The organism is Streptococcus sp. (assembly GCF_041802885.1).
Taxonomy (GTDB): Bacteria; Bacillota; Bacilli; order Lactobacillales; family Streptococcaceae; genus Streptococcus.
On record NZ_JBHCHN010000007.1, the window covers coordinates 1 to 15,795 of the forward strand.

Below are 15,795 nucleotides of genomic sequence, written 5' to 3' on the forward strand. Positions count from 1 at the left end.
ATTTGGAAATTGGCTATGACCGCGTCTTGACCCGCAAACCGCTCAATCTCACTTTTGAGCGCAATCAGAAGATTGCCATCGTCGGTGCCAACGGTATCGGAAAATCCACCCTGCTCAAGAGCCTGCTGGGCCTTATCCCACCGCTGGGTGGCTCGGTGGAGCGGGGTGAATATCTGGAGCTGGGCTATTTTGAGCAGGAAGTCGCAGGCGGCAACCGTCAGACACCGCTGGAAGCAGTCTGGGATGCCTTCCCAGCTCTCAATCAGGCCGAGATTCGTGCAGCCCTAGCTCGCTGTGGTCTGACCTCCAAGCATATCGAAAGCCAAATCCAAGTCTTATCTGGTGGGGAGCAGGCCAAGGTTCGCTTCTGCTTGCTCATGAACCGTGAGAACAATGTTCTAGTTCTTGACGAGCCGACCAACCACCTGGATGTGGATGCCAAAGACGAACTCAAACGGGCCCTCCAAGCCTACAAGGGCTCCATCCTCATGGTCTGCCACGAGCCAGACTTCTATGAGGGTTGGGTGGATGATGTTTGGGATTTTAACGAACTGACTTAGGGAAATAAGCTATCGAAAGATGGCTTTTTCTTCTTACTTATGTCATAATATGGATAAACAAAAGGAGGTCAGACTGGCTAGACCTCATGCAGAGGAGAGAAAATGACCAATTATGTAAACTACAATCAAGACAGGTGGAATCGGGTTTCAGGAAGGCAGGGAAATAGTTATACGATTCCTATCAGTCATGAGGACTTTGTGGCTGCCAAGAAGAGCCCCCTTCAAGTCTCCTTGACAGTCGGGAAGGCAGTTCCGCTGGATTGGTTTGAAAAAACTTCGGGGAAGAAATTGCTGGGGCTGGCCTGTGGCGGCGGTCAGCAAGGGCCCATCTTTGCAGCCCATGGCTATGAAACGACCATTATGGACTTTTCTGAGGAACAGCTGGCAAAGGATAGACTAGTTGCGGAGCGGGAAAACTTGGACTTAGAAACAGTGCAAGCGGATATGACACTGGCCTTTCCCTTTGAAGATGAAACCTTTGACATTATTTTTTGCCCGGTGTCAAATGTCTATATCGAAGAGTTGACCAATATGTGGCAGGAATCCTATCGGGTTTTGAAAAAAGGCGGGCTTCTCATGGTCGGCTATATGAATCCATGGATTTATGTATTTAACGGTGACGATGTTTGGGATCATCCAGACAAAGCCTTGACTCCCAAATATCCTCTGCCCTTCAACTCCCGCCAGCTGGAAGAAGCAGGGGAAATCACCATCAATCCCGAATTTGGCTATGAATTTAGTCATACCTTAGAGGAACAAATTGCTGGTCAATTAAAGGCAGGCTTTGCCATGATAGATTTTTACGAGTCAAAAGATCAGAGAAATCGACTGAGTCAGTTTGACAGTGATTATCTGGCCAATTTATCCATTAAATACTGAGATTTAGACCGCGCAAGCTGGTTTTTCTTCTGAAAAATCACTTTCTTTATGGTAAAATAGGGGGAGATTAGAGAGAAAAGAGGAAGTTTATGTCAATCGATTTTAAAGCAGAAGTAGACAAGCGCAGAGAGGCCATGATGGCGGATTTGTTCAGCCTGTTGGCCATCAACTCCGAGCGGGATGATAGCCTGGCGGATAAGGAGCACCCATTTGGGCCTGGGCCTGTCTTGGCCCTGGAAAAATTCCTTGAAATGGCTGAGCGCGATGGCTATGAGACTCGAAATGTCGATAATTATGCCGGGCATTTTACCTTTGGTCAGGGAGAGGAAGAATTGGGCATCTTTGCCCATTTGGACGTGGTGCCTGCTGGAAGCGGATGGAAGACCAATCCTTATGAGCCTCAAATCATCGATGGCAAGCTCTATGCTCGTGGGGCTTCGGATGACAAGGGGCCGACCATGGCTTGTTACTACGGCCTGAAAATCATCAAGGATCTGGGATTGCCAGTTTCCAAGCGGGTTCGCTTTGTAGTGGGGACGGATGAGGAATCTGGCTGGGCAGATATGGATTATTATTTTGCCCATGTGGGCTTGCCAAAACCTGATTTTGGATTTTCCCCTGATGCGGAATTTCCAATTATCAATGGCGAAAAGGGCAATATCACCGAGTATCTGCACTTTGATGGTGCCAACGATGGAGACTTTGTCCTCCACAGTTTGTCCGGCGGTCTGCGGGAAAATATGGTCCCTGAAGCGGGTCGGGCAGTCTTTTCTGGCCCGGCGGACCTAGCCTTTTTGCAGGAAAAATTGGCGGCCATTACTGCTGAAAATCCTGTTACAGCCAGCCTGACAGAAGAAGCAGGTCGCTTCCAACTGGAAGTGATTGGAAAATCAGCTCACGGGGCAAGTCCAGCTTCTGGTATCAATGGCGTGACCTACCTGGCCAACTTCCTCAGCCAATTTGACTTTGCTGGTTCAGCTAAGGCTTACCTGACAATTGCTGGCCAAATTCTGCATCAAGATCATTTTGGACAAGCTACTGGTGTGGCTTTTGAAGATGAGAAAATGGGTAAATTAACCATGAATGCAGGTGTCTTCAACTTTGACTCAGCATCGTCTGACAATCGTATTGCCCTCAATTTCCGCTTCCCACAAGGAACAGATGAGAAGAAGATTCAGGCTGTTTTGGAGGGCTTAGAGGGTGTTCGGGAAGTCAGCCTTAGCCAACACATGCATACACCTCATTACACTCCAATGGAGGATGAGCTAGTATCGACCCTTCTCTCTGTCTATGAAAAACAGACAGGTCTCAAGGGTCATGAACAAATCATCGGTGGTGGTACTTTTGGACGTTTGCTCAAGCGTGGCGTAGCCTTTGGTGCCATGTTCCCGGGCTATACCGATACTATGCACCAGGCCAATGAATTTGCGGATGTGGAAGACCTCTATCGGGCTGCGGCCATTTATGCAGAGGCCATTTATGAGTTGATAAAATAGCGAGTGATCTGGGAGATAAACTATATGAGGAGTATCGAAGACATTCGTCAGGCTATTATTGCCGATCCTGAAAATAAAGATTTCACAAAGAGAGGGATTTTCCCTCTTTTTGAAGCACATGAGACAGCACGCATTGTTCTGGTCGGACAAGCTCCGGGAAGTCGTGCAGAAGCGACAGGTCTCTATTTCCGAGACCCATCAGGGGATAATCTCCGTGCTTGGCTAGGTGTGGATGAGGAAATGTTCTATGAATCAGGTCTCTTTGCAGTCGTTCCCATGGATTTCTACTTTCCAGGTTCTGGAAAATCAGGCGACTTACCGCCACGCAAAGACTTTGCGGATAAATGGCATGCCGATATTCTGTCACAAATGCCAAATGTTGAATTGATGATTTTAATTGGGCAGTACGCCCAGCACTACTATCTGAAGCAAAGGAAGTCCGTCAAGGTGACGGATAATGTCCGTAATTACCAAAACTTTCTTCCAGATTACTTCCCACTCGTCCACCCTTCTCCTCGTAACAATATCTGGCAAGTCAAAAATCCTTGGTTTCGGGAAGTGGTCCTGCCTGACCTAAAAAGGATCGTAGCAGAGATTTTGAGTAAATAGGAAATAAAAAAGCTTGAGAAATCAAGCTTTTTAATGTAACCAACGTTCTACGTTTTGAGCTCGGTTATGTAACCAAGAAAGATTGGCAAGAAGTAGGACGAGGATAACAACCGTCCAAATGCTGAGTTGTAACCAGTTGATAGGGTTTGTTTTGAAGAAGATACAGAGAACAGTGAGTAAGATAGGAAGTGTCAGTGCAGCAGTTATAGTACCTGGCACCCAAGTTTGAAAACGAAATAGTTCACTAAGATGTGACAAGAGATGCAGCGTATGCCCAAGAGTGACAGCTGCTACGATTTCAGGCTTTTTAAGGAAAATACCAATTAGCAAGGTGAAGCTGGCTAGCACAAATTCTTCAAGGATGAGAAGAGCCATCGTCTCTGAAGAAGGATAACTGGCCTTACCCAGCATAAACATTTCCTTGGCAAATGTAGGATTATTGGCGTTCTTTGTAATCCACGGTACTACCCAAATAACCTCTTCAAATTCATGAATCATGAAGAGGACAATCGCGATAAAGGATAATAATGCAGCAGACATAAGACATTCTCCTTGTTTTTTCTTTTCAAGTGTTTGGTTGAAATAGTCTCTCACCCTTACCTCGAACTCATATTTCTAAGCTTGGAGAAAACAATCTCCCTAAAACTTTCCTCGTTTTCATGTTTCTAAGCTTGGGTTAAAAAGATTCTCCGAACCTTTTTACTTACCTAAACAAAACTGGCTGAAGAGTTGGGTGATGAGTTCGTCTGGGGCGGCATCGCCTGTGATTTCGCCCAGAATTTGCCAGGTGCGGGTCAGGTCAACCTGGAGGAGGTCAACTGGCATGCCAAATTCTAGTCCCTCGTTAACGGCCTGCAGGCTTTGGACGGCTTGCTCGATGAGGGAAATATGGCGGGAATTGGAAAGGTAGGTGGCATCCTGTTCCACAATTCCGGCATTGTCAAAGAAGAGTTGGTTGATCCGTTCTTCAATTTGATCGATATTCTGGTTTTCTAGGACGGAGATGCGGATGACGTCTTCTGGCAATTCCTCCGCTTCAATTTCTTCTCTTAAGTCGGTTTTGTTGAGGAGGACGATGCGTCTGGTCATGTCAGAAAGGGCCAGAAGGGCGCGGTCCTGTTCTGTCAGTTTTTCAGATGCGTTGAGAACCAGCAGGATCAGGTCAGCTTCCGACAGGGCCTGGCGGGAGCGTTCGACCCCTATTTTTTCAACAATATCGTCCGTCTCGCGGATGCCGGCTGTGTCAATGAGCTTGAGGGGAACCCCCTTGATATTGACATATTCTTCGATGACATCACGGGTGGTCCCGGCAATATCTGTCACGATGGCCTTGTCTTCCCGCAGGAGGTTGTTGAGGAGGCTGGATTTGCCGACATTTGGACGGCCAATAATGGCGGTGGAGAGGCCCTCGCGCAAGATTTTCCCCCGTCTAGCCGTACGGAGCAGGTTTTCCAGCAGGGTTTGAAATTCCTGGGTCTTTTCCCGCAGGAGGGCAGTGGTCATTTCTTCCACATCATCATACTCGGGATAGTCGATATTGACCTCTACCTGGGCCAGGGTGTTGAGAATTTCCTGGCGGGTATTGTCGATCAGGTCTTTCAGGGAACCGTCTAGCTGTTTGACGGCGATGTTCATGGCCTTGTCGGTCTTGGCCCGAATAATATCCATGATGGCCTCAGCCTGGGTCAGGTCCACTCGGCCATTGAGAAAGGCTCGTTTGGTAAATTCGCCTGGCTCAGCCATCCGAGCCCCTTGGCGAAGAATCAGCTGCAGGATTTCATTGGTCACTGCGATACCACCGTGGGTGTTGATTTCGATGACATCTTCTCTGGTAAAGGTCTTAGGAGCCCTCATGACCCCCACCATGACCTCGTCCAAAATCTCATCCTTTTCTGGGTCCAGGATATGGCCATAGTTGAGGGTATGAGAATCAACCGTCTCCAGATTTTTCCCCTGAAAGATGCGGTTGGCAATGGCGACAGCATCCGATCCTGAAATGCGGACAATGCCGATGGCCCCTTCGCCCAGGGGGGTTGCGATGGCGGTGATGGTATCAAACTCTCTGGTAATCATATATTTCCTCGTTTGTATTTCATTCTAGTCAGATTTCTGCTGGTTTTATTATACCATTTTTGCCTGACTTAAGCTGGGGATTGAGTTGGAAAAGTATGAGGGCTAAAACCATCAGAAAGGGAAAAATATGGTATAATGGAAAGGTCGGATTGAGCCGGCAGACTATCAAAAAAGGAACTGCATCGAAAATGAAAAACTTACATCAGCAGTTGCTGACGGATTACGGTATTGACTTTAGTGATTTGAATCTGTTGCAAACTGCCTTTACCCACACGTCCTACGCCAATGAGCACCGCCTTCTAAAAATTTCACACAATGAGCGCCTGGAATTTTTAGGAGACGCTGTTCTTCAACTCATTATTTCCAAGTATCTTTACAAAAAATACCCGCATTTTCCAGAAGGGGAAATGTCCAAGCTCCGCTCCAGCTTCGTCCGTGAGGAAAGCTTGGCAGGTTTTTCACGGAGCTGCGGTTTTGATGCCCACCTGCTCTTGGGCAAAGGGGAGGAAAAATCAGGCGGCCGCAATCGAGATACCATCTTAGGCGATGCCTTTGAGGCCTTTTTGGGAGCCCTGCTCTTGGACAAGGGAGAGGCTGCCGTGGAGAAATTCCTCTACCAAGTTATGATTCCCCAGTTGGAAGTTGGTAATTTCGAGCGCGTGACCGACTACAAGACCAGCCTTCAGGAAACCTTGCAGGTCAACGGTGAAATCGACATTACTTACGTGGTCATTGATGAAGTGGGACCAGCCCATGATAAGACCTTCACCGTTCAAGTCATGGCCGATCAAAAAGTCATCGGTCAGGGCAAGGGACGTTCCAAAAAATTAGCAGAACAGGCCGCCGCTAAAAACGCCTTGGAGGCCAAAGGATAAGTATGTATTTAAAATCGATTGAAATGCAGGGATTCAAGTCCTTTGCAGACAAGACAAAAGTTATTTTTGACAAGGGAGTAACCGCTGTTGTTGGTCCCAATGGGTCTGGAAAATCCAACATTACAGAGAGCCTGCGTTGGGCCTTGGGTGAATCATCGGCCAAGAGTTTGCGGGGTGGCAAGATGCCTGATGTCATCTTTGCGGGGACAGAAAAGCGCAAGCCCCTCAATTTCGCATCCGTTGTGGTCACTTTGGACAACAGCAATGGCTTCATTGCGGACCGGGCCAAGGAAATCACCGTCGCCCGCCATATTTACCGCTCAGGGGACAGCGAGTACCTGATTGACGGCAAGAAAGTCCGTCTGCGGGATGTCCACGACCTCTTTATGGACACTGGTCTGGGACGGGATTCCTTCTCTATCATTTCCCAAGGCCGGGTGGAAGAAATTTTTAATTCCAAGCCCGAAGAGCGCCGAGCTATTTTCGAGGAAGCAGCAGGAGTCCTCAAGTACAAGACCCGTAAAAAGGAAACGGAAAGCAAGCTAGCTCAAACCCAAGATAACTTGGACCGGCTAGAGGATATTATCTATGAGCTGGATAATCAAATCAAGCCCCTTGAGAAACAGGCACAAGTTGCCAAGCAATTTTTGGACCTGGATGAAAAACGCCAACAGCTCTATCTCAATGTCCTGGTTGCCCAGATAGAAAATGGGCGTAGCCTTTTAACCGAAAAAGAGGAGTCCCTCAGTCAGGTCAAGGCTGATTTGACCAGCTACTATGAGCAACGCGACAAACTGGAACGTGAGAATCAGGCCCTCAAGCAAGAACGCCACAACCTGTCCCAATCTCTAGAAAAAGAACAGGCCCTGCTCTTGGATGTGACCCGTCTCATCAGTGATTTGGAGCGAAAACAGGCCCTTCATGAACTAGAGTCCAGCCAAAATGAGTCCAGCAAACAAGAAGCCCAAGAACGCTTGGTCAAACTGGAAGCAAGCTTATCTGAGACTCAGAACAATCTAGCCACCAGTCAGGAGCATCAGGCTGAGCTTGAGGCTCGTCTGGCTCAATTAAAGCCAAGTATTTCTGATACTCAGAAGGAAATTGCCCATTTTTCTGAAGATCCTGACCAGGTCATCGAACACTTACGGGAAAGCTATGTCCGCCTCATGCAGACAGAGGCTGAAAAGTCCAATCAATTAGCCAAGCTGGAGCAGGAGTGGGACAATCATCTGCGCCTGTCTGAAAGCAAGGCCCAGGAATTGCAAAAACTAGAGGCAGACAAGGCTGAGGCTGAAAAAGACTTGGCCAGCAGCCAGGAAAAACTGAGCCAGGCCGAAAGTCAGCTCCGTAGCCTTTTGGATGCCTACAAGGCTAGCGAGGCCAGCTTGAACCAGACCCAGACGGACTACCAGGCCCAACAGACCAAGATGTTTGACCTTCTGGACCTCCTCAAGGAGAAAAAGGCCCGTCAAAGCAGCTTAGAGGCGATTTTAAAAAATCATTCCAATTTCTATGCTGGTGTCAAGGCGGTCTTGCAACATGCCGACCAGATTGGGGGCATTATCGGGGCGGTCAGCGAGCATGTGACCTTTGAGCCTCACTACCAGACTGCCATGGAAATTGCCCTTGGAGCAGCCAGTCAGAACGTCATTGTGGAGGAAGAAAGTCATGCCAAGGCCGCCATTGCCTTCCTCAAGAAAAATCGGCAGGGTCGGGCGACCTTCCTGCCTCTGACAACCATCAAGCCCCGTCAGCTAGCCAGCCACCATTTGAGCCAATTAGAAGCTAGTCCAGGTTTCCTGGGAACAGCTGACCAGTTGGTGTCCTATGACACATCCTTAACAGGAATCTTCCAAAATCTCCTTGGAGCAACGGCCATCTTTGAGGACTTGGACCAGGCCAATCAGGCGGCCAGAGCCACTCGATTCCAGGTTCGCATCGTGACCCTGGATGGCTCTGAAATCCGCCCAGGCGGATCCTTTGCTGGGGGTGCCAACCGCCAAAACAACAGCCTCTTCATCAAACCAGAACTGGATGCCCTCCTCGCTGAAATCAAGACCTTGTCAGAAGATTTGAAGGCTGAAGAAGCCAAGCTGGCCCAAGAAAAAGAGAATTTGGACAAGGGTCTGGCAGACTTGGAAACCATCAAAACAGAAGGGGAAGCTGCCCGCTTAGCAGAGCAGAAAATCCGACTGCAGACAGAACAAGTAGCCCAACGCTTGGCGGATTTGAATCAGTTGTATGATTTGCAGGCCAGTCAGGTTGGAGCGGATCAGTTGACAGATTTGCAGGAATCTATTGAAGCTCTGAAAGCTGAACTGACTCACTTTGAAGGCAAAAAGGCAGAAATCAACCAGCAGATTGAGGAAGTGAAAACCAATCGCAATGCTATCCAAGAGCAGCTTCAAAACCTGCAAGGCAAATTATCTGCCTTGACTCTGGAACAAACCCAGGTCACTTCTGAAATCCGCTTTGAGGAATCTACTATCAAGCGCTTAGAAGAAGACTTGGCCCGCCAGACCAAGGAAATTCAGCTCCTGCAGGAAATCATCGATGAGAAAAACATCGCCTTGGATGATACCACCCTGGAAGTCTTGACCCAGCAGATTGCTGAAGCCCAGACCCGCAAAACAGAAACCGATCAGGCCATCATCCGCATCAAGTTTGAGTTAGAAGATATTGATGGCCAGTTTGAGGATCTGGAAGGACGATTGGAGCAGGCTCGCTTGAAAAATGATGACCTCATTCGTCGTCAGGCCAAGCTGGAAGCCGATTGTGAGCAGGCCGCCCATAAATTGCGCAGCCTCCTGCTCAGTCTGACAGAGAATTATAAGTGCAGCTTTGAAGAAGCCCAAAGTCAGGCCCAAGTTCTGGATGATTTGGTCCAGGCAGAGAAGGCCCTCAAGGATTTGGAGCGGGCCATTCGTGCCCTTGGGCCAGTCAACCTGGATGCCATCGAGCAATATCAGGAGGTTCATGACCGCCTCAACTTCCTCAACAGCCAGCGAGATGATGTACTTTCAGCCCGTGATTTGCTGCTGGAGACCATCCATGAGATGGATGATGAGGTAAAAGAACGCTTCAAACTGACCTTTGATGCCATCCGGGAATCCTTCCAGCTGACCTTCAAGCAGATGTTTGGTGGTGGCTCAGCTGATTTGATTCTGACCAGCCCAGACCTCTTGACAGCTGGCGTGGAGATTTCTGTGCAGCCTCCGGGCAAGAAAATTCAATCCCTCAACCTTATGTCTGGTGGAGAGAAGGCACTCTCAGCCCTAGCTTTACTCTTCTCCATTATTCGGGTCAAAACCATTCCCTTTGTCATCCTGGATGAGGTGGAAGCAGCCCTGGATGAGGCCAATGTCAAACGCTTTGGGGACTATCTCAATCGCTTTGACAAGTCCAGCCAGTTCATCGTCGTTACCCACCGCAAGGGGACCATGTCGGCAGCAGATGCCATTTACGGGGTGACCATGCAGGAATCAGGTGTCTCGAAAATCGTTTCTGTCAAATTAAAAGACATTGACAAGATGTAAATTCACCACTTTCCCCATGAACTGTTTCATGGGGAATTTTTCATCGTCTGACTGTGCTTTTTCTGTGGTATAATAGTCTTTAGTGATAATGAGGCAAGATTTGATGAAAAGGAGAGAAAATGACAATTAAGTTGATGGCGACCGATATGGATGGTACTTTTTTGGACAAAAAGAGCCAATATGATGCAGAACGCTTAAGGAAGTTGCTGACCCAGGCAAAGGAAAAAGGGATTTACTTTGTAGTAGCCAGCGGTCGTGCAGTCCAGTCCCTCAAGGAAGTCTTTGCAGATTTTCAGGATCAGGTCATCTTTCTCGGTGAAAATGGGACCGTTGTGGAGTATAAGGGCAAGACCCTCTATGAAGAAATCATGCCTCGCAAACTCTATCTTGACATTGTAGACAAAATCAGAACTAGTCATTTTAAAAATCGGGACATGGTTCATCTGTCTGGAAAAAATGGTGCCTATACCCTATCCAGCATTGATGATGAGTACCGGACCTTTTTGGAACATTATTACCCAAATCTTCAGTTGGTAGATGATTTTGCCACTGTTCAGGATGAGATTTTCAAGATTGGGGCTAATTTTGCTGCGGATGAAGTGTTTCAAGCCAGTCAATGGCTGACTCGGGAAATTGAAGGCGTTGTTTCCTTGACCAGCGGCTTTGAGTGTCTGGACGTCATGCTGGATCACGTGGATAAGGGAAATGGCCTTCGTCATCTTTGTGAGATTTTGGGAATTTTGCCATCGGAGGTGGTAGCCTTTGGAGACAACTACAATGATGAACAAATGCTTCGTTTTGCTGGTTCGGCCATCGTCCCTGAGAATGCTGTCCCTGAAATCAAAGAAATTGCAGATCTTGTGATAGCTGACCATGACACTGGTTCAGTTATCGCCTACATGGAGGAACTTGTATGCCAATCAAATTAATTGCCCTGGACCTGGATGGGACCCTTCTAAATGCCAAAAAGGAGATTTCAAGGGCCAATAAAGAAGCCCTGCAGGCAGCGCGCCAGCAGGGTGTTAAGGTCGTGATTACCACTGGTCGTCCCCTGCCAGCTGTTGAGAACTTCCTGAAAGAATTGGACCTGATGGGGGCGGATGAGTATTCCATCACCTTTAATGGGGGCCTGGTCCAAACTAACGACGGGGGCATCTTGGATGAAATCGGCTTCGGCATAGAGGCTGTCGAGAGCATTTACCAGACGACCCAGGCTTTGGGTTTGCCCCTGGACGTGGTCCATGGAGGGGATGTCTATGTGCTGCCGGCAGCAGTGGATTCCCTTTACCCAACCTGCAATGCCCTTCTCAACTACATCCCGACCAGATTCGAAGATTTACCGCGACAGATGGAGTTCAATAAGGCCGTCTCAGCCTGTGAAGTTGACTTTCTAGATCAACAGATTCCAAAGATTCCAGAAAACCTTCATGCCCAGTTTGAAATCTTCAAATCGCGGGAGATTCTTTTGGAATGGAGTCCCAAAGGCGTTCATAAGGCAGAAGGATTGGCCAAGTTGATTGGACATTTGGGCATTGAACAGGCAGAAGTCATGGCCTGTGGCGATGAAGAAAACGACCTGTCTATGATTGATTGGGCTGGACTTGGCGTCTGCATGGCTAATGGAGCTGACGCAGTCAAGGAAGTAGCCAATGTCGTGACCCCCATGACCAATGAAGAAGATGCGGTTGCCTGGGCAATCCGAAAATATGTTTTAGGCGAGGTATAAGATGGCATTATTTGATCGATTATTTGGGGCAAAGCCCGAGGAGAACCTGGAAGAAAGCGCCCTTGTTGAGGAAGCAGTGCAGGAAGAAGATGCAGTACCAGAGATACTGGAAGAAACTGATGCTGTGACAGAGGTTGAGCCAGCCCTGACTCCAGAACAAGAGGCCCAAAAGCAGCGGACCCTGGACCTTATGGAGCGCTACTATGCTGAAAAAGCTGCCCTGGCTGCCCGAGTCCAAGAGGCCCAAGAAAGAGGTGAGGACATCGCCATCCAGACCAAGGAAGCAGTAGAAGTCCCAGCTGAGCCAGAACCAGTCCTTGAAACAGACCAAGAAAAGTACGAGCGCAGCCTTGAGAAGACCAGAAAAGGCTTTGGGGCCCGCCTCAATGAATTCTTTGCCAATTTCCGAACCGTGGATGAGGAATTCTTTGAAGAACTGGAAGAACTGCTCATTCTCTCAGATGTCGGTGTCCAGGTTGCCTCAACCTTGGCTGAGGATTTGCGCTATGAGGCCAAACTGCAAAAGGCCAAGAAGGCTTCTGACCTCCAGCGCGTGATTTTGGAGAAGTTGGTCAATATCTATGAAAAAGATGGCCAATTCAAGGAAGCCATCAATATGCAGGATGGTCTGACGGTCATGCTCTTTGTAGGGGTCAATGGTGTCGGAAAAACGACTTCAATCGGGAAATTGGCCTACAAATACAGACAGGCTGGCAAGAAGGTTATGCTGGTCGCAGCTGATACCTTCCGGGCAGGAGCAGTGGCCCAGTTGGTTGAGTGGGGCCGCCGGGTTGATGTGCCTGTTGTGACCGGTCCCGAAAAGTCTGACCCAGCCAGCGTTGTCTTTGACGGCATGGAGAAGGCTATTTCAGAGGATGTTGACATTCTCATGATTGATACGGCCGGCCGTTTGCAGAACAAGGACAATCTCATGGCCGAGCTAGAGAAGATTGGCCGCATTGTCAAACGCGTCCTGCCGGATGCTCCTCACGAGACCCTACTGGCAGTCGATGCCTCCACAGGTCAGAATGCCCTGGTCCAAGCCAAGGAATTTTCAAAAATTACCCCGCTGACAGGCCTGGTTCTGACCAAGATAGACGGAACTGCCCGAGGGGGTGTCGTCCTAGCCATCCGCCAGGAACTAGACATTCCCGTCAAGTTTATCGGCTTCGGAGAAAAAATCGATGACATCGGGGAATTTTCATCTGAAGACTTTATGCGCGGCCTCTTAGAGGGCTTGGTATAGCACAAGAGAAGGAGTAGGGGATGCCCCCCTGCTCCTTTTTTAAAAATTATTTTCAATTATTTTATATTTCTACTTGCAATTCTGTTTGTTTTATTGTATTATACATTTAGTACAACAAGACAATAACAAACGAAATGGCAGCCTTGCCATCTCAAGGAGGTATTAAAATGAATGATGATATGGTTCGGATTTCAAATGTGAGCAAGTCCTATGGTCAGCAAAGGGCCCTAGATCAGGTGACCATTCCCATTAAGAGGGGCCAAATTTGTGGTCTGGTTGGAGAAAATGGGGCAGGTAAGACCACCTTGCTCCGAATCTTATGCGGCCTAAGCATTCCAACCGAAGGAGAAATAGAAGTCTCAAAAAATCTTAAAATTGGCAGCTTGATTGAAGCGCCAGCCCTTTATCAAAATTTATCTGCCTATGATAACCTCAAGTACCTGGGTTTACAATTGGGACTGGATCATTTAAATAGCCGCGTGGACGAGGTGTTAGACATTATTGGTTTAGCTACGGTCTCTAAAAAGAAAAAATCAAAAAATTTTTCATTGGGAATGCGGCAGCGCTTGGCTATTGGTATGGCTATCTTGGACCAACCTGATTTCCTCATTTTGGATGAACCCATCAATGGCCTAGATCCAAGTGGTATCAAGGAGGTCCGCAAACTCTTGTTGGAACTCAAAGAAAAGCAGGGCATGACGGTTCTTATTTCCAGCCATTTGCTGTCAGAGTTGGAACAAATTGCTGATTATTTTGTCATGATGAGCAAGGGAAGAGTCCTGGAAATTCTTGAGCAAGACCACTTGGCACACAAGATGAAGAAAAATATCTATCTGGCCACCAATGATAATCTCCGTATGCAAGATGTCTTGGAGGAAAAAAATATAGACTTCCATGTGGATAAGGATTATCTTGTCTTACATCTTGAGGACAAACCGATGACCATTATTCAAATGGTTGTGGATGCTCAACTAGAAGTTCAGGAAATTTTCTATCAGAAATTTCACTTTGAAGATTATTATTTGGAGCAAATCGGAGGTGAAAAATAATGTTATCCTATCTAAAAGCAGATTGTTTACGTATTTCAAAAGAAAAAACAGGTTGGGTTCCCATTATTGCCCTTACACTTATTATTGGAATCCTCTCTTATTTTACTAAGGATATCCAAACGGGGAGACAGGATGTACTCTTGGAAATTCTTAAAATCCTCAGTATGTTCATGACTCTGACTTTCCTAAGTCCCCTATCATACTTCTTTGGCCAAGATTTTGATATGAGAACCATCAACCACTTGCTCAGTAAGGGGAGAAGCCGGACAAGCATCCTTCTCTATAAAATCACTGCCAGCAGCTTGATGGCAAGCCTATTCTTGGTTTATTTCTTTAGCATCTTTGGTCTCTTTAATCTTCTATTTGCTAGAAACCAAGAATTTGGGATTCTGTATTCGATTCTTTTGCGGCAGTTGCCGTTTTACCTGGGGTTTCTCATGTTTGGTATTCTTGCCTTTGTTTCTTTTAAAAATACCAATATCTCACTTGTGAGCTTTATCATCTATCTTTTTGCAGGGGAAAATATGCTCTTTTCCATCTTAAGCAACATCTTAAAAAATTCAGAACTTACCAAGTACTCATTAGGTACAGGCCTTGTCAATTCTATGGTAGAAACAAATACTGGTATCTTACTAACTGCTGGAATCTATATCCTGCTCTTTATTCTCCTTTCAACCCTTATTTTTAATCGCAAAGAAATGAAGTAGTCTACATTGATACACCAAAAAACCACTAACTGCTAAATAAACCGCACCCCAAAAGTTAGACAGAAAAAATCTAACTTTTGGGGTGCGGTTCAAAATGATAGTTGGTGGTTTTTATTTTTTAGAAAACAAACCTTATTTCAACAAGCCCCGCTCACGGTACCAGTCATCTGGTTTCCAGTGCCATTCTGTTCCGTAGCTTTCTAAGAGGTCAAAGATGGCCTGCGGGCCCATGGACCCTGCTGGATAGGTATGGAGAGGAGATTGGTTATTGGTCCAGACACGGACAATTTGGTCAATCAGAGTCCAGCTGGCCTTGACTTCTTCCCAATGGCTAAAGTTGGTAGAGTCCCCATTCAAGACATCAAAGAAGAGTTTTTCATAGGCCTCAGGTGAATTACCAAGGGCAGCAGCACTGTGGCGCCAGCTTAATTTTGCAGGGGTCAGGGAGAAGGTCGAGCCGACTTCCTTGCCGTTGATAAAGAGGGAGAAGCCCTCAGTCGGCTGAATGTAAATAGTCAAGATATTTTGCTCGGAACGTTGCCCAAAGATATCTTCTGCCTTCTTAAAGGTGATAGTGACCCGGGTTCCTTTTTCCGTTAGGCGTTTGCCGGTGCGGAAGAAGAAGGGAACATCGCGGAAACGGTCTGTATCGACAAAGAAGACTCCGCCAGCAAAGGTTTCTGTCTGCGAGTGGGCAGCAATATTTGGTTCATCCAAGTAGCCTACATAGTGCTGACCATCGATGCGACCTTCTGTATATTGAGCACGGACAAAGTTGCGCTTGATTTCTTCGTCGGTCTGTTGTTTGAGATGTTGGAAAACCTTGATTTTCTCAGCGCGAACATCCGCCTCCCTAAAGCTAGCTGGCTTGTCCATGGCCAGGATAGAGAGGACTTGCAGGGCATGGTTTTGAATCATATCCTTAAGGGCACCAGAGTGATCATAGTAACCACCCCGATCCTCAACCCCGATGGATTCTGCAAAGCTGATTTGAATATTGTCAATGAAATCTCGGTTCCAAATATGTTCAAAAATGATA

The 15,795-nt window shown here is 47.3% G+C and carries 14 protein-coding genes; 11 read left to right on the forward strand and 3 right to left on the reverse strand.

The genetic code is table 11. From position 1 onward, the window contains the following. From ACEYCN_RS00895 to ACEYCN_RS00910, 4 genes are all read left to right on the forward strand, one after another. On the forward strand, window positions 1-560 hold a 560-nt coding region (locus ACEYCN_RS00895; RefSeq protein WP_373712423.1), incomplete at its 5' end, for an ATP-binding cassette domain-containing protein. Between the two features lie 102 nt (window positions 561-662). Next, a complete protein-coding gene (locus ACEYCN_RS00900; RefSeq protein ID WP_373712424.1) occupies window positions 663-1,439 on the forward strand; it encodes a class I SAM-dependent methyltransferase in 777 nt (258 codons plus the stop codon). An 89-nt stretch (window positions 1,440-1,528) separates the two neighbouring features. Then, on the forward strand, window positions 1,529-2,935 hold the full coding sequence (gene pepV, locus ACEYCN_RS00905; protein ID WP_373712425.1) for a dipeptidase PepV: 1,407 nt from the start codon (window positions 1,529-1,531) through the stop codon (window positions 2,933-2,935). Window positions 2,936-2,959: 24 nt separating this feature from the next. After that, on the forward strand, window positions 2,960-3,544 hold the full coding sequence (locus tag ACEYCN_RS00910; RefSeq protein ID WP_373712426.1) for a uracil-DNA glycosylase family protein: 585 nt from the start codon (window positions 2,960-2,962) through the stop codon (window positions 3,542-3,544). A gap of 30 nt (window positions 3,545-3,574) precedes the next feature. Here the strand turns inward: ACEYCN_RS00910 and ACEYCN_RS00915 are convergent, their stop codons facing one another. Beyond that, window positions 3,575-4,084 carry an HXXEE domain-containing protein gene (locus ACEYCN_RS00915; RefSeq protein ID WP_373712427.1) on the reverse strand — a complete coding sequence of 170 codons (510 nt, stop codon included), beginning with the start codon at window positions 4,082-4,084 and terminating at the stop codon, window positions 3,575-3,577. Window positions 4,085-4,243: 159 nt separating this feature from the next. Then, entirely contained in the window at window positions 4,244-5,617 is a 1,374-nt protein-coding gene (mnmE, locus tag ACEYCN_RS00920; protein WP_373712428.1) for a tRNA uridine-5-carboxymethylaminomethyl(34) synthesis GTPase MnmE, read from the reverse strand. Between the two features lie 188 nt (window positions 5,618-5,805). Between mnmE and rnc the strand changes: the two genes are divergently transcribed. From rnc to ACEYCN_RS00955, 7 genes are all read left to right on the forward strand, one after another. Beyond that, window positions 5,806-6,492 carry a ribonuclease III gene (rnc, locus tag ACEYCN_RS00925; RefSeq protein ID WP_373712429.1) on the forward strand — a complete coding sequence of 229 codons (687 nt, stop codon included), beginning with the start codon at window positions 5,806-5,808 and terminating at the stop codon, window positions 6,490-6,492. Between the two features lie 2 nt (window positions 6,493-6,494). After that, entirely contained in the window at window positions 6,495-10,028 is a 3,534-nt protein-coding gene (gene smc, locus ACEYCN_RS00930; protein ID WP_373712430.1) for a chromosome segregation protein SMC, read from the forward strand. 119 nt (window positions 10,029-10,147) lie between these two features. Continuing rightward, the gene (locus ACEYCN_RS00935; RefSeq protein ID WP_373712431.1) at window positions 10,148-10,957 is read left to right on the forward strand and encodes an HAD family hydrolase; all 810 of its coding nucleotides are present in this window, start codon (window positions 10,148-10,150) and stop codon (window positions 10,955-10,957) included. Continuing rightward, entirely contained in the window at window positions 10,942-11,754 is an 813-nt protein-coding gene (locus ACEYCN_RS00940; RefSeq protein ID WP_373712432.1) for a Cof-type HAD-IIB family hydrolase, read from the forward strand. The genes ACEYCN_RS00935 and ACEYCN_RS00940 overlap by 16 nt, the downstream gene beginning before the upstream one ends. 1 nt (window position 11,755) lies before the next feature. Further along, on the forward strand, window positions 11,756-13,000 hold the full coding sequence (ftsY, locus tag ACEYCN_RS00945; RefSeq protein ID WP_373712433.1) for a signal recognition particle-docking protein FtsY: 1,245 nt from the start codon (window positions 11,756-11,758) through the stop codon (window positions 12,998-13,000). A 167-nt stretch (window positions 13,001-13,167) separates the two neighbouring features. Then, on the forward strand, window positions 13,168-14,049 hold the full coding sequence (locus tag ACEYCN_RS00950) for an ATP-binding cassette domain-containing protein (RefSeq protein WP_373712434.1): 882 nt from the start codon (window positions 13,168-13,170) through the stop codon (window positions 14,047-14,049). Then, the gene (locus ACEYCN_RS00955) at window positions 14,049-14,756 is read left to right on the forward strand and encodes a hypothetical protein (protein WP_373712435.1); all 708 of its coding nucleotides are present in this window, start codon (window positions 14,049-14,051) and stop codon (window positions 14,754-14,756) included. Before ACEYCN_RS00950 ends, ACEYCN_RS00955 begins: the two co-directional genes overlap by 1 nt. A 132-nt stretch (window positions 14,757-14,888) precedes the next feature. Here ACEYCN_RS00955 and ACEYCN_RS00960 read toward each other — a convergent pair. After that, the coding region (locus tag ACEYCN_RS00960) for a glucose-6-phosphate dehydrogenase (protein ID WP_373712436.1) at window positions 14,889-15,795 on the reverse strand (907 nt) is incomplete at its 5' end.